Raw genomic sequence first — 14,103 nt, 5'->3', positions numbered from 1 at the left:
AACTATGTTCGCCACATCAGGGGATGGCAACCACTGGCGCTGGGCCAACCGTCACTCACGTGCCGGCCAGCCCTCACTTTCCGGTCAGCCGTCACTTGCCGGCCAGAAGATCCTTGATCAGCCGCTGGCAGCGCTCGGCCATGAAGTCGAGCAGCAACCGCACCTTGGGGTCCTGCAGCTTCTTGTGCGGATAGACGGCGGCGAACTGCACCGGCGTCGGCGGCGTACTGGCCAGGATCACCTTGAGCCGCTGGTCGCGGATGAACGGCTCGACCTCGAAGCGCGGCTTGTTGATGATGCCGCGCCCGGACAACGCCCAGCCGGTCAGCACGTCGCCATCGTCGGTGTCGTAAGGCCCGTGCACTTCGAATTTCTGCGGCCCGGCCGGGGTCTGCAGCGTCCACACGTATTCGCGCGCGCCGGAATAGCGCAGCATCAGGCAGTCATGCTTCTTGCCGATCAGTTCCTGCGGCTCCATCGGTTCGCCGCGCGCCTCGAGATATTTCGGCGCCGCCACCAGCACGCGCTCGCATTCCATGATGCCGCGCATCCTGAGACTGGAATCCTCGATGATGCCGAGCTTGAAGGCGACGTCGATGCCTTCCTTCATGATATCGATATTGTGGTCCGAGAGCCTGAGCCTCACCTCGATGTCAGGATATTTGTCGTGGAAATCGGGAATGCCCGAAGCCACCAGCCGACGGCCGAGGCCGAGCGGTGCGGTCACTTTGATAGTGCCGCGCGGCTGACCGGATAATGCCGAGACCGCGGCTTCCGCTTCGGTGATCGCCTCCAGCACCTGCTTGGCGCCGGAGTAGAAAACTGTGCCATGTTCGGTCGGCATCAACTGTCTGGTCGTGCGATTGAACAGCCGCACACCCAGATGTTTTTCAAGTTCCTTGATGCGATTGGAGGCGACCGCCGGCGAAATGCGCATGTCGCGGCCGGCCGCCGACAGATTGCCGAGTTCGACGACGCGGACGAAGACGGCGATGTTGTCGAGATAGGCCATGCGGTTCCGTGGCTTTCCCAGGGCCGCCTTCGGGCGGCTCCCATCCTGCTGCGTGGGACCATCCTAGTATTTTCCATTTTTTTTTGAAAGTCATCGTACACCTCCCCTCTTTCCGTTTGCGCGCGACACCGTAAAGTCGCGTGATCGGCAGGGACGACTTCAATGATGGATTTCGCGATTTTCTGGGACTGGCTGAGCTTCGCCGTGCGCTGGCTGCACGTCGTCACCGGCATCGCCTGGATCGGCTCGTCCTTCTATTTCGTCGCGCTCGATCTCGGCCTGCGCCAGCGTCCCGGCATGCCGGTCGGCGCCTTCGGCGAGGAATGGCAGGTGCATGGCGGCGGCTTTTATCACATCCAGAAGTATCTGGTGGCGCCGGCTGAGATGCCCGAGCATCTGACCTGGTTCAAATGGGAATCCTACGCCACCTGGCTGTCCGGCTTCGCCATGCTGTGCGTCGTCTACTATGCCGGGGCCGACCTGTTCCTGATCGATCCCAATGTGCTGCCGATGTCGGTGCCGGTCGGCGTCCTTTTGTCGATGGCCACGATTGGCGTCGGCTGGGTGGTCTATGATCTGCTGTGCCGCTCACCGCTTGGCAAAAGCGACACCGGCCTGATGCTGGTGCTCTATGGCGTGCTGGTGTTCATCGCCTGGGGGCTGACCCATCTGTTCACCGGCCGCGCCGCCTTCCTGCATCTGGGCGCCATCACCGCCACGATCATGTCGGCCAATGTCTTCATGGTCATCATCCCCAACCAGAAGATCGTCGTTGCCGACCTCATCGCCGGCCGCAAGCCCGACCCGAAATACGGCAAGATCGCCAAGCAGCGCTCGCTTCACAACAATTATCTGACGCTGCCGGTGCTGTTCCTGATGCTGTCGAACCACTATCCACTGGCATTTGGGACAGAGTTCAACTGGGTTATCGCCTCGCTGGTGTTCATCATCGGTGTGCTGATCCGGCACTATTTCAACACCGTGCACAAGCGTGCCGGCAACCCGCACTGGACCTGGCTTGGCGCCCTAGTCCTGTTCATCATCATCATCTGGCTGTCGACCGTGCCGAAGGTGCTGACCGGCGAGCCCAAGGCGTCCGCCTCGGCGGACATCTATATCGCCTCCGCCCATTTCCCGGCCGTGCGTGACACCGTGCTCGGCCGCTGCTCGATGTGCCACACGGCAGAACCGGTCTATGAGGGCATCTACCACGCACCCAAGGGGGTGATGCTGGACAGCGACGCGGCAATAGCCAACCACGCCCGCGAGATCTATCTGCAGGCCGGCCGCAGCCACGCCATGCCGCCCGCCAATGTCAGCCAAATCACCGACAAAGAGCGGGCGCTGCTGGTGGCCTGGTTTGAAGGCGCAGGGAAATAGCATGACCTCGACACTTCTGCGCGGCCGCACGCTGTCCTTTGTGCGCTGGCCGCAAACCATCGACGACCATTCGGCCTGGCGTTACGAGGAGGATGGCGGCCTGCTGATCAGCGACGGCAGGATCGTTGCATCAGGCGCTTATAGCGATGTCGAGAAGCAGGCCGGCGAGGGGACAAAAAAGATCGATCACCGGCCGCACCTGCTGCTGCCGGGCTTCATCGACACCCATGTGCATTTCCCGCAGATGCAGATCATTGCATCCTACGGCGCCGAACTGCTCGACTGGCTGAACACCTACACCTTCCCGGAAGAGACGAAATTCTCTAATGCCCAGCATGGCCGCCGCATTGCGCGGCTGTTTCTCGACGAGATGGTCCGCCACGGCACGACGACGGTCGTCGCCTACTGCTCGGTGCACAAGGCATCGGCGGAAGCCTTCTTCGCCGAATCGCATGATCGCAACATGCTCAACATCGCCGGCAAGGTGATGATGGACCGCAATGCGCCCGAAGGCGTGCTCGACACGCCGCAATCCGGCTATGACGATACGAAGGCGCTGATCGCGGAGTGGCACGGCAAGGGCCGCCAGCACTACGCCATCACGCCGCGCTTCGCCATCACCTCGTCGCCGGAGCAGATGGAGATGGCCGGCGCTCTCTGTCGCGAACATCCCGATCTGCACATGCAGACGCATCTTTCGGAAAACCACGCCGAGATCGCCTTCACGCAACAGCTTTACCCCTGGTCGCGCGACTATACTGACGTCTACGAACATTACGGGCTGCTGGGCAAAAAGAGCCTGTTTGGGCACTGCATCCATCTCAGCGAGCGCGAGGCGGATGCACTCTCGGACAGCGGCTCGGTGGTGGTGTTCTGCCCGACCTCGAACCTGTTCCTCGGTTCCGGCCTGTTCGACTATCAGCGCTTTCGCCGCCGCGACAAGCCCCTGCGCATCGCCGCTGCCACGGACGTCGGCGGCGGCACCAACTATTCGATGCTGCGCACCATGGACGAAGGCTACAAGGTGATCGCGCTGAACGGCGAGAAACTCAACCCGTTCCAGTCCTTCTGGCAGATCACGCGCGGCAATGCCGAGGCGCTCTCGGTGGCCGACAAGATCGGCACGCTGGAGCAAGGCACCGACGCCGACATCGTCGTGCTCGACGCCAGGGCGACGCCGGCGATGCGGCTTAGGATGGAAACGGCGCAGACGCTGGCGCAGGAATTGTTTCTCCTGCAAACGCTGGGCGACGATCGCGCGGTGCGCGAGGTCTATGTCGCGGGGCGGGCCGCCAAGACGGATATGGCGAATTAGAGCGCCAGCTGCGTTCATTGCTTGACCCGGCGGCAGCCATCGGTCAAAGCGTGCGGCGAAGTTGACAGGGGAACGACATGGCCGTTGCTGACGACATCGCTCTGATCAAGAGACAGGAAGAAACTCTTGTCTTTCCCGCCTTCGATGAGGCCGTTGCCTTCAAGATCGGTTCCGCCATCCGCGATCGCGCATTGGCCGAAAACCTCCCCGTCATCGTCGACATCAGGCTGTGGGACCGGCCGCTGTTTTACGCCGCCATGCCGGGTTCGAACGCTTCCAATCCTGACTGGGCGCGGCGCAAGATCAATGTCGTCAGGCGGTTTCTCAGAAGCACCTATCGCATGGTGCTGGAACAGCAGCGCCCCGACCGCACTTTCAAGATCGGCGAAGGCCTCGACATCTCGGACTATGTGCTCGCCGGCGGCGGCTTCCCGGTGACGGTCAAAGGCGCCGGCGTCATTGGCGTGATCGCCGTTTCCGGCCTGCCGGAACGTGAGGATCATGGCGTGGTGGTCGATGCGCTCTGCGATCATCTCAGCATCGACAAGCGTGGGCTGGCGCTGTCGTCGGAAGCCGAATGACCGTGCTCGACCCGAAGGCTTTCCTCATCTCCATCTTCGACGCCGCCGTGGCCGCCGCCGATCCGCAGCGGACCATCAGCGATCATCTCCCGGCGAAGCCGAAGGGCCGCACCATCGTCATCGGTGCGGGCAAGGGCTCGGCGCAGATGGCGGCGGCGTTCGAGAAGGTCTGGGACGGTCCGATCGAAGGACTTGTTGTCACCCGCTACGGCTATGGCGCCAAATGCGAGCGCATCGAGATCATCGAGGCCGCGCACCCTGTGCCGGACTCCGCTGGTCTTGAAGCCTCGCGTCGTCTGCTCGCCAAGGTTCAGGGTCTCACCGAGGACGATCTGGTCGTGGCGCTGATCTCCGGTGGCGGCTCGGCGCTGCTGCCGTCGCCCGATCTAGGCCTGACCTTGGCCGACGAGATCGCCGTCAACGAGGCGCTGCTCGCCTCCGGCGCGCCGATCGCGGCCATGAACACCATTCGCAAGCACGTTTCCACCATCAAGGGCGGAAGGCTGGCCGCCGCCGCCTGGCCGGCCAAGGTCGTGTCGCTGGTTGTCTCCGACATTCCCGGCGACAACCCGGCCCTTGTCGCCTCCGGTCCGACGGTCCCCGATACCGGCAGCCGCGAAGACGCGCTGGCCTCCATTGCCGCGTATGGCATGAAACTGCCGGCTTCGGTGATGGCTCACATCAATTCGCCGGCCGCCGCTGCGCCAGATCCCGGCGATCAGCGCTTTTCGCGCAATGAGGTGCACCTGATCGCCTCGGCGGGCGTGTCGCTGGAAGCAGCAGCCGTCGAGGCGAAACGGCAGGGGATCGAAGCTGTCATCCTCTCCGATGCCATTGAAGGCGAAGCGCGCGAGGTTGGCGGCGTCCATGCCGCAATCGCGCGCGAAGTGGCGAACCGCAACCGACCATTTTCGAAGCCGGTGCTGATCCTGTCCGGCGGCGAAACAACCGTGACCTTGCGCGCCAAAGGCAAAGGCGGACGCAATTCGGAATTCCTGCTTGCCTTCGCCATCGGCATCAACGGCGTGGAGGGCATCCACGCGCTTGCCGCCGACACCGACGGCATCGATGGCTCGGAAAACAATGCCGGGGCCTTCGCCGATGGCTCGACCGTCTCGCGCATGCGCGCTGCCGCCATTGACGCCAAGGCGATGCTGGCGGGCAACAATGCCTGGACGGCGTTTAATGCGGTGGCCGATCTGTTCGTGCCGGGACCTACCGGCACGAATGTGAATGATCTCAGGGCGATCCTGATCCGGTAGAGCGCGCCGCATCGCCTGTCTGCACAAGCGTCGCGTCGACCTACAGCCAGATCAAGCTACCATCAGCCGCTTCACCTGGTTCATATCCTGCAAAAACCGCTCGCGTTCGGCTTCCTTGTCCGCAGGCTCATGGATGCGCAGGATAAAGGAGGGATGGATGGTGATGAAGACGCGCAGGCCGTCCTTGCGCTCGATCACCTGGCCACGCATCTTCGTCACGGCAATAGCCTTGCCCAGCAGCGACAATGCTGCCGTAGCGCCGAGCGCCACCGCAAGGTCTGGCTTGATCAACTCGAACTCCCGATCGATCCACCAGCGGCAGGCCTGGATCTCGCCGGCATTCGGCTTGGAATGGATACGGCGCTTGCCGCGCGGCTCGAACTTGAAGTGCTTGACCGCATTGGTGACGTAGACTTTTTGCCGGTCCACACCTGCGTCATCGAGGATGGCGTCGAACACTTTGCCCGCCGGGCCGACGAAAGGTTTGCCGGCGAGATCCTCCTGATCGCCCGGCTGTTCGCCGACGAAAATCACCTTGGCGTTGTCAGGCCCTTCCCCGAAAACGGTCTGCGTTGCGTCGCGCCAAAGCGGGCAGCGGCGGCAGCCTTTTGCCGCCTCGCGTAACTCGGAAATGGTGCTGGCATCACCATCCTGCGGCGTTTCGACTGGTTGCTTCGGCCAATGCCTGGCCTGGACCTTCGCATGGTGCGGCGCGGGTGTCGTCGGCATCTTCGCAATCATGGCTACAGCGGCCTTGTCCGCTCCTGCGATCAACCCTGGAATGAGCGAGGCCTCCGGAAGGTTCCGCCAATATTTCTTCGGCATCTCCTTTTGCATGACCTTCACCTTCAGCCGTGCCGGGTTGAAGATGTTCTCGAAATAGGTGCGCCACAGTGCCTCGGTGTCGTCCTGATCGGGTGCATCGCCCTTGGCGGAGCCCGGCCCGATCGCCAGCCTTTCGCCATCCCAGTCGGCGGAGGCGTAAGGCGTCAGGATGGTCCAGCGCATGCCGGTGAAGCGCCTGACGAAGAAATCGGCGTTGCGCTCGACGATGAAATGATCGGGTTCGAACCAGGCGACATAGCGCTCCTCGTCGCCGTCGCCGATCTTCCGGAAACGGACGAAGGCATGCATCTTGTGGCTGTCGCGCCGCACCGCTTTTTCCATCGCCTCGAGCCGTCTGGTATCGGGATCCGATGCGATCGCCAGCAGCTTGGGCTCGGTGCGCAATCGCCACAGCAACCGGTAGAGAAAGGCGAATCGGCTGGGGTCGGAATGGCAGAAGGCGGTTTCAGCGTGCTCGATAAAGTCGCGCGGCACCACGAGTTGCGCCCCCACAGGCACAGCTGGCAAATCGCCAGGCGGTTGGTCGGAGCCGGCCGCGACATGCCAGCTGACGTCCCCGGGCTTGATCTCGTTCAACGCCAGCCGCCGTGCCGCGTCACGCCAGCCTGAAAAGTCGGTCTCGCTTTCGAGCCGAACACTGTATCGGGCAAGATCTAGTTCAGCCGGCTGCATGGTTAAAACAATGACAGCTGTTCGCAGGAGCGCACGATCTTGTCGCGCAAGCCCTGCTTGTCGGTGAGCGCCCCCGGCGACCAACCCTCGGCGATGATGAAGGGCCTCAGCTTGGCGATCGACTGGCAAATCCGCCCGACATCTTCGAGCCGCATGCGCCGGTGGCGGCGTGTCTCGAGGATTTTCGCCACCACCTTGGTGCCGAGACCGGGCACGCGCAGCAGGGATTCGCGGTCGGCGCGGTTGATGTCGACGGGAAACTGTCCCCTGTTGCGCAGCGCCCAGGCCAGCTTGGGGTCGATGGCGAGGTCGAGCATGCCATCGCTGCTGCCGGCCAGTATTTCCGGCTGCGAAAATCCATAAAACCGCATCAACCAGTCCGCCTGATAAAGCCGGTGTTCGCGCATCAGCGGCGGCTTCTGCAGCGGCAGCGACGACGAGGAATCGGGGATCGGGCTGAAGGCCGAATAGTAGACGCGCCGCAGATGATAGCTGCCATAGAGGCGGGCGCTCGTGTGCAATATTCCGTCGTCGGAGGTCTTGTCGGCGCCGACGATCATCTGGGTCGACTGGCCGCCGGGTGCAAAGCGTTCGCGTTTTTTGGTCCTCAGCGTCGGCTCGGCCTTTTCTTCCATCGTCTGGCGCAGCCTGGCCATGGAAAGGCGGATCGTCTCCGGCTTCTTTTCCGGCGCCAGCTTCTTCACGCCCTCATCGGTCGGCAGCTCGACGTTGATCGACAGCCGGTCGGCGTAGAGACCGGCCTTCTCGACCAGTTCCGCCGAACTTTCCGGGATGGTTTTGAGATGAATATAACCGGAGAACTTTTCTTCCAGCCGCAGCCGGCGCGCCACTTCGACCATCTCGCCCATGGTCTCATCAGGCGAGCGGATGACGCCCGAGGACAGGAACAGGCCTTCGATGTAGTTGCGGCGGTAGAAATCCATGGTCAGCTTCACCACCTCGTCGACGCTGAAGCGGGCACGCTTCACATTCGAGGACGAGCGGTTGATGCAATAGCTGCAATCGTAGATGCAGAAATTGGTGAGCAGGATTTTCAGGAGCGAAATGCAGCGGCCGTCCGGAGCGTAGGAATGGCAGATGCCCATGCCTTCAGTGGAACCGATGCCGCCGGATTTCAGCGAATCCTTTTTCGCCGAGCCTGACGAGGCGCAGGAAGCGTCATATTTGGCGGCGTCGGACAGGATTGCAAGCTTTTCACGGACGGTGAGAACACTCATTTGTTCATGATATGTTCTGTACGGCTGCCGCGCTACCTCATTTGAGGCAGGCGGCGAAAAAGTGATCGCCGCCCATCACAAGGTCGTCAAACCTCGTGCAAATAGAGATGGTAATCCAGCTCGCTGACCGTGCGTGCCACGCGCAGATATTCGGACTGTTTGATCGCCACGAAGGTGCGGTGCAGGTCCTCGCCGAGTGCGCCTTTCAGGAAGCTGGATGCCTTGGCCGCCTCGATCGCCGCGCGCCAATCGGCCGGCATCGTCGTACGCGTGACGGCAGCCTCATAGCCGTTGCCGGTCGTTTCGGGGCCAGGATCGAGCCCCTCGTCGAGCCCTTTTATGATGCCGGCGAGCACCGTTGCGGCGATCAGATAGGGATTGGCGTCGACGCCGGACGGCCGATGCTCGATGCGCCGGTTCTTGGCGTCGCCGGCTGGCACGCGCAGCGCCACCGAACGGTTGTTGACGCCCCAGGTCGGCGCCACCGGCGCGTAGGATTGCGAGACGAAACGCCGCCAGGAATTGGCGTGCGGCGCAAACACCAGCATCGATTCCGCCATCGTCTGGATCAGCCCGCCGAGCCCTTGCAGCAGCGGCAGTGACCAGCTTTCGCCGCCGGCTTCGGCAAAGACGTTGCGGCCCGCTCTGTCCTGCAGCGAGACGTGGAAATGCATGCCCGAGCCGGCATATTTCTCGATCGGCTTGGCCATGAAGCAGGCAGTCACGCTGTGGCGGCGCGCCTGTGCCCGCACCAGCCGCTTCAGCATGACGAGATCGTCGGCCGCCCGCATCACATCCTTGCGGTAGTTCAGCGTCAGCTCGTACTGGCCAGGCGCATATTCTGATATCACCGTCTCGGCCGGGATACCTTGCGCCTTGGCCGCGGCGTAGATGTCGGAAAACAGCGGCTCCATGCCGTGCAGATGGTCGACGGAATAGACTTCGGTCTTGCCCGAGACACGGCCGTCAAGCACTGCGCGTGCCGGCTGCACCTTGCCCTCGGTATCGCGCTCATTGGCCAGCAGGAAAAATTCCAGTTCGAAGGCGCCGGCCGGGTAAAGTCCCTTGGCCGCGAGGATATCGACCTGCCGGGCCAGCGCCAGCCGCGGGTCCGACGACATGGGCTGGCCATCGAGATGGTACATTGCCATCAGCACCTGGCCGCGCGGCGGGCTGGTGCCGTAGAGCGGCACCAGCGTGCCGGGGATCGGCCATGCCCTGAGATCGCCGTCGCCGGTCGTCCAGATCAGCCCGGTCTCGTGCACATCCTCGCCAGTGATGTCGAGGCCGAGGATCGAGATCGGCATATGCCGGCCGCCCTCGAAAATGCTTTTCAGCTCATGCCGGCGCACGATCTTGCCACGACCGACGCCATTGGCGTCGGTCAGCACGATATCGAAGGCTTCGATCTCGGGATGGGCGTCGAGAAAGGCTTTCGCTTCGGTGGGCGAGGACCCCGAAGGTGAGGTCACGATGGCATTGTCCATGGCCGCTTGTCTCATGCCGCAAGCTTTGCCGCAACCGCGGCGAAGGCGCTGATCAGCCGGTTGACCTGGGCACCTGACGTCGCCGGCGAGATCAGCATCATATTGTGGAAGGGCGCAATCAGCACGCCGCGATTGACCAGCGCGACATGGATGGCCGCCTCCAACTCTGGCGCATGCGCGCCTTCTGCCTCTGCACCGTTGCGCAGCGGGCCGGGTGCGCAGATGAACTCGACGCGGGCGCCGACGCGGGCGACATGCCAGGGCAGGCGGTAGCGATCGATCACGCCGGTCAGCCCGGCATCCAAACGCCGCGCCAGATGGTCCATCCGGTCGTAGTTCTCCGCCGTCATCACCTCTTCCAGCGTGGCGCGCATGGTGGCGAATTGCAGCGGGTTGGCCGACAGCGTCGTGCCCATCCCGGAGTAGCCGGGCTCCTTGGTCCTGTTGTAGTCGGCATAGCGCGAGGCGACCTCATCGCTCATGCCCCACACGCTTGCCGGCACGCCGCCGGCGATCGGCTTGCCCAGCACGAAGAAGTCCGGGTCGAGCCCGTATTTCCTCGTGTAGCCACCTGGGCCGGTCGAGATCGTATGCGTCTCGTCGATCAGGAGCAGCGTGCCGGCTTCGCGGGTCAGCCGGCGCAGCGCATCATGGAAGCCCGGATCGGCCAGCACCATGCAGGAATTGGTCAGCACCGGTTCCGCGATGACGCAGGCCACATCCTTGTCCTTGAGCGCAGCCTCCAGCGCGGTCACATCGTTGAATTCGATGACCTTGGCCGTGCGGGTCAGGTCACGGAACTCGCCCGCCAGTCCCGGCCGGTTGACGGGCTTGCCGTCGATCAGCCGCACCATCGTCTCGTCGACAGAGCCGTGATAGCAGCCGTTGAAGACCAGGATTTTTTCGCGCCCGGTGACGGCGCGGGCGACGCGCAGCGCAAAGCGGTTGGCGTCGGTCGCCGTCGTCGCGATCTGCCAGAACGGCAGGCCGAAGCGCTGCTGCAGCAACGGGCCGATGGCAAGCGCGTCTTCCGAAGGCAGCATATAGGTCAGGCCGCGTCCGGCCTGGCGGCGGATCGCGCGCGCCACCGGCGGCGGCGAATGGCCGAACATCGAGCCGGTGTCGCCAAGGCAGAAATCGTCGAGCCGGTTGCCGTCGATGTCGGTGATCGCAGCACCCCTGGCGCTGTCGACCAGGATCGGAAACGGCGTCGGCCAGTCATTCATCCAGTGCATCGGCACGCCGCCGAAGAAGCCGGGCAGGCCATTGCCGACCTTGGCCTGCGATTTAGGCCGTGCTGCGCGGAAGGCCGCTCCTTCGGTCTCGCGCAATTGCGCGATGCGGTCACGGCTGATGCCGCCGATGGTCTTTGGACTGTCGCTGCTGTGCATGGAAACCCCTCTCGTGCGTACCTCTTAGCCAATCCATGTCCGCAACCGCAATTGGCCGCGCGTCCGCCCTGCATTGGCTCAGCCTTTGGCAGCGTCGCTTGACCGTGCTGCCGAAGTCGGCGCCAATATCCGCGGGAATTGAGGTGGGGAGACAAAAATGCGGACGATCATCTGCGGGACGATGCTGCTCCTGTCGGCCGGCTCGGCTGCTGCCACTGGCGGCATCTGGTGCTCCGTCGATGACGCGGCGGTGAAATTCCAGGTCGACGCCGGCGTCACCACTGGCCTTGGCAGTCCGACCTTCAACTTTCGCGGCGACGCCGAAATCAAGGCGAGGCCGGTCGACGATCAACTGCGAAAGACGACATTCGAGAATTACAACCTCACCCAGTATTGGCTCGACGCCAAGGAATTGCGCTTGAACATCTATCACGAACAGGAGGTGGCCAAGAGGTTCAGCTCAGTCGAGCTGACGATCCTGACCAAGGCCAGTGACGAAGGCGTCTATGATGGAGAGTATAAACTTGCCGTTTATGACAGCACGGCCGACAAGGATAGCGACGGCAAGACCGCCGAACTGACCGGCAAAGTGTCTTGCGGCGCCGAATAGGCCCTCGCCGAGCCACGTCTCACAATCGGTGCGAACTATTTCGAGCGGTTTCCCGAGATCACGGACGGGTCAACGAGGTTGATCTTCTCGCCGGGCGGAAAGCCGAACACCCGTTCGAAGTGCTTGGGCCCAAGCAGCAGCGCTGCCTGGTCGATCAGGTGTTGGTTGCGGGCGTTGATCGTATCGGCGCTGGGTGGCGCGAAGCCGGGGAGGCGTTGTGCCGTGAAATTCTGCACCTCGCCTTTCAATGACAAGAGCCTGGCCAGAAGTTCCGGCTCTTCGTCGGCAAGCATGGCCCTGGCGTGATCTTCAAAATCGTCGGGCAAACCCTGCATTCTGGTCACTCCACCTGCTCCGCCGGCCGCCGAGACGCTTGCTCCCGTGCAACTCAGTATCTTGCTGGCCCAGGCCGTGTGCCGCAGCCCATATGTCCCATATAGGAAGCTGCTGGCCCCATAGCCACGCGCCGTCCTGACCGTCAGCCGCGTACCCGTGGTCGCGTAGAGGACCTGATTGGCAAGCTGATGGCAAACACCATCGATGCCGTAGATCAGGATAGTCCCCTGGGCGGCGGGCACCGAAGCGGAATCCGCATTCGGCTGGACGAGGCATCGCGCCAGCGCGAGATGACCGGCTTGCTTGCCGAGAGAGCCTGCCGGGTTACCCGGAACTCCGCCGGTCGCATGATAGCTTCCCCAGCAAAACCAGTAGTCCTGGCCGGCAGCGGCGACAGCCCCGGCGTTAGCATATTGATGCAGCTGGTTGTCGTAGCTGGTGACCCAGGTGTGATCGAGCGGCGATCCGCTGACGAATGCTGGAGTTGCCCAAGCATAGAGCATCACCGTGCTTGGCAAGGTTGCCTCCCATCTCTGGAACCGTCTGCGGTCTCGAGGATGCGCCCATCAAGGGCACTGCGCAAGCGTGGAGCCGGTCAACTGGCCACCGGGGCGCTGCTGGAAAGCGGAGATCGCGCGATGCGTCAGGCGGTGATGTCGATGACGCCGCAGTCGCCGGCGGCACTGCCAAAGGCGATGCGGCGTTCTTCCTTGTCCCACATCATGGATGTGATGGCGCCTTTGCCCGGGCGCCGCAACAGCACTTCCTTGGCGTCGGAGAAACGCACAGCCATCACCATGCCGTCGTCATAGCCGACGGCGACGACATCCTGGCTCGGGTGGCACGCCACCGCTGTCACCATGGCATTGCCACGTGTGCCGAGTTCCAGCGGCGCCTTGCCCATCGGCCCGTCCTTGCCCGAAAACGGCCAGACGATCGCTGCTGGCGCGCCGGAACTGGCCAGCCATTTGCCCTTGACGCTCCACGACAGGCTTTTGACCTTGCCGGGATAGCCGGTCATGCGCATGTGCTTGCCGTCCGCGAGCTTCCAGCCATGCAAGGCGTTTTCCTGCATGGTGGTGACGAGGAAGGCGCCGTCGGGTGAGAAGGTGATGCCGGTATGGGCGCCGGCCCATTCGAGCTCCACGGGCTTGCCTTCGGCGGCCGGGAAATGCAGCGTCGCACCATTGTAGCGGGCAACGCCGAAACGCATGCCCTTGGGCGAGAACGCCAGGCCTTCGACCGAGCGCGGATGCGCAAATTCGCGGATCTTGCCGTCGGCGAAGCGCACGAAGGCGGTCTTGCCCGTGGTGTAGGCGATGGCGCCCTGCGGCCCAGCGGTAACGCTGGTGATCCATTTCTTGCCGGCTGTCGCCAGTTCCCTGGCCTCGCCGCCGGCCTTCAAGGCGAACACCTTGCCGTCATCGCCGCCAGTGATCAGCCGGTTATTGGCTACATCATGGAAGGCCGCGAGCAGCCCGTCATTGGCCTGCACCGTCTTGTGGCCATTGTCGAGCCGATGGACGGCACCGTCAGCCAGCGCGAAATGCGGCACGTCGCCGAGGAAGACGGCGGCGACGCAATGGCCTTCAAGATCAAGCGGGGCGACGGTCGGCATGGCGGGTCTCAACAGTCATTCGTTCGTTCCAGCGCAGGATGACGGTGTCCTCGATCGGAACCGGGCCGCCTTGATAGGTGAAGACGAACCATTTGTCCCAGTTTTCGATCAGCCAGGCTTTCGAAAGGCCAGGTTTTTTCTCGAACCGGCTTTCCTTGGGCAGCACCGCGAAAACCAGACCCGCCTTATAGCCAGATGTCACCATCAGACCGAGCCCGGCCTCCACTTCGCGGGGATCGAAGATCAGAAGATCGACCGGGCCGGAGGCCGGCCCGAGATCATAATTGTCGGAAAGTCGGATGACGTCGCCGATGATCAGAAAATCATCGGCGAGATCGAGCAGACGCGGCATCGA

General features: G+C 63.1%; 13 protein-coding genes. 5 read left to right on the top strand and 8 right to left on the bottom strand.

What is annotated here, in order from left to right; translation table 11 throughout:
- Window positions 1–91: 91 nt before the first annotated feature.
- Window positions 92–1,012 (bottom strand): LysR family transcriptional regulator, encoded by a 921-nt coding sequence (locus HGP13_RS01715; protein ID WP_172220639.1) that lies wholly within the window; start codon window positions 1,010–1,012, stop codon window positions 92–94.
- Window positions 1,013–1,174: 162 nt separating this feature from the next.
- Between HGP13_RS01715 and HGP13_RS01710 the strand changes: the two genes are divergently transcribed.
- The 4 genes from HGP13_RS01710 (at window position 1,175) to HGP13_RS01695 (ending at window position 5,550) form a co-directional block, all read left to right on the top strand.
- Window positions 1,175–2,392, top strand: a complete 1,218-nt coding sequence (locus HGP13_RS01710) for a urate hydroxylase PuuD (RefSeq protein WP_172220636.1) — start codon at window positions 1,175–1,177, stop codon at window positions 2,390–2,392.
- A 1-nt stretch (window position 2,393) separates the two neighbouring features.
- Window positions 2,394–3,707: a guanine deaminase gene (gene guaD, locus HGP13_RS01705; RefSeq protein ID WP_172220634.1), complete on the top strand. Its 1,314-nt coding sequence runs from the start codon at window positions 2,394–2,396 to the stop codon at window positions 3,705–3,707.
- 77 nt (window positions 3,708–3,784) lie between these two features.
- On the top strand, window positions 3,785–4,288 hold the full coding sequence (locus HGP13_RS01700; RefSeq protein ID WP_172220631.1) for a heme-degrading domain-containing protein: 504 nt from the start codon (window positions 3,785–3,787) through the stop codon (window positions 4,286–4,288).
- On the top strand, window positions 4,285–5,550 hold the full coding sequence (locus HGP13_RS01695; protein WP_172220628.1) for a glycerate kinase: 1,266 nt from the start codon (window positions 4,285–4,287) through the stop codon (window positions 5,548–5,550). The genes HGP13_RS01700 and HGP13_RS01695 overlap by 4 nt, the downstream gene beginning before the upstream one ends.
- Before the next feature lie 51 nt (window positions 5,551–5,601).
- Here HGP13_RS01695 and HGP13_RS01690 read toward each other — a convergent pair whose 3' ends face one another.
- The 4 genes from HGP13_RS01690 to HGP13_RS01675 all read right to left on the bottom strand — a co-directional run bounded on the left by HGP13_RS01690 (window position 5,602) and on the right by HGP13_RS01675 (window position 11,184).
- The gene (locus tag HGP13_RS01690) at window positions 5,602–7,068 is read right to left on the bottom strand and encodes a UdgX family uracil-DNA binding protein (protein WP_172220625.1); all 1,467 of its coding nucleotides are present in this window, start codon (window positions 7,066–7,068) and stop codon (window positions 5,602–5,604) included.
- Between the two features lie 2 nt (window positions 7,069–7,070).
- Entirely contained in the window at window positions 7,071–8,306 is a 1,236-nt protein-coding gene (locus HGP13_RS01685) for a putative DNA modification/repair radical SAM protein (RefSeq protein WP_172220622.1), read from the bottom strand.
- Between the two features lie 86 nt (window positions 8,307–8,392).
- Window positions 8,393–9,793 carry a glutamine synthetase family protein gene (locus HGP13_RS01680; RefSeq protein ID WP_172220619.1) on the bottom strand — a complete coding sequence of 467 codons (1,401 nt, stop codon included), beginning with the start codon at window positions 9,791–9,793 and terminating at the stop codon, window positions 8,393–8,395.
- A gap of 11 nt (window positions 9,794–9,804) precedes the next feature.
- On the bottom strand, window positions 9,805–11,184 hold the full coding sequence (locus HGP13_RS01675; RefSeq protein ID WP_172220616.1) for an aspartate aminotransferase family protein: 1,380 nt from the start codon (window positions 11,182–11,184) through the stop codon (window positions 9,805–9,807).
- A gap of 157 nt (window positions 11,185–11,341) precedes the next feature.
- Between HGP13_RS01675 and HGP13_RS01670 the strand changes: the two genes are divergently transcribed.
- A complete protein-coding gene (locus HGP13_RS01670) occupies window positions 11,342–11,794 on the top strand; it encodes a hypothetical protein (protein WP_172220613.1) in 453 nt (150 codons plus the stop codon).
- Window positions 11,795–11,829: 35 nt separating this feature from the next.
- On the opposite strand, the gene HGP13_RS01665 is transcribed toward HGP13_RS01670, so the two are convergent.
- The 3 genes from HGP13_RS01665 to imm45 all read right to left on the bottom strand — a co-directional run bounded on the left by HGP13_RS01665 (window position 11,830) and on the right by imm45 (window position 14,100).
- Complete coding sequence (locus tag HGP13_RS01665) at window positions 11,830–12,648, bottom strand: hypothetical protein (RefSeq protein WP_172220611.1); 819 nt, start codon at window positions 12,646–12,648, stop codon at window positions 11,830–11,832.
- Between the two features lie 125 nt (window positions 12,649–12,773).
- Window positions 12,774–13,748, bottom strand: a complete 975-nt coding sequence (locus HGP13_RS01660; RefSeq protein ID WP_172220609.1) for a WD40 repeat domain-containing protein — start codon at window positions 13,746–13,748, stop codon at window positions 12,774–12,776.
- Window positions 13,726–14,100 carry an Imm45 family immunity protein gene (gene imm45, locus HGP13_RS01655; RefSeq protein ID WP_172220607.1) on the bottom strand — a complete coding sequence of 125 codons (375 nt, stop codon included), beginning with the start codon at window positions 14,098–14,100 and terminating at the stop codon, window positions 13,726–13,728. Before imm45 ends, HGP13_RS01660 begins: the two co-directional genes overlap by 23 nt.
- Window positions 14,101–14,103: the final 3 nt, after the last annotated feature.

The organism is Mesorhizobium sp. NZP2077 (genome assembly GCF_013170805.1).
Classification (GTDB): domain Bacteria; phylum Pseudomonadota; class Alphaproteobacteria; order Rhizobiales; family Rhizobiaceae; genus Mesorhizobium.
This window is presented reverse-complemented; position numbering and strand designations above follow the sequence as displayed.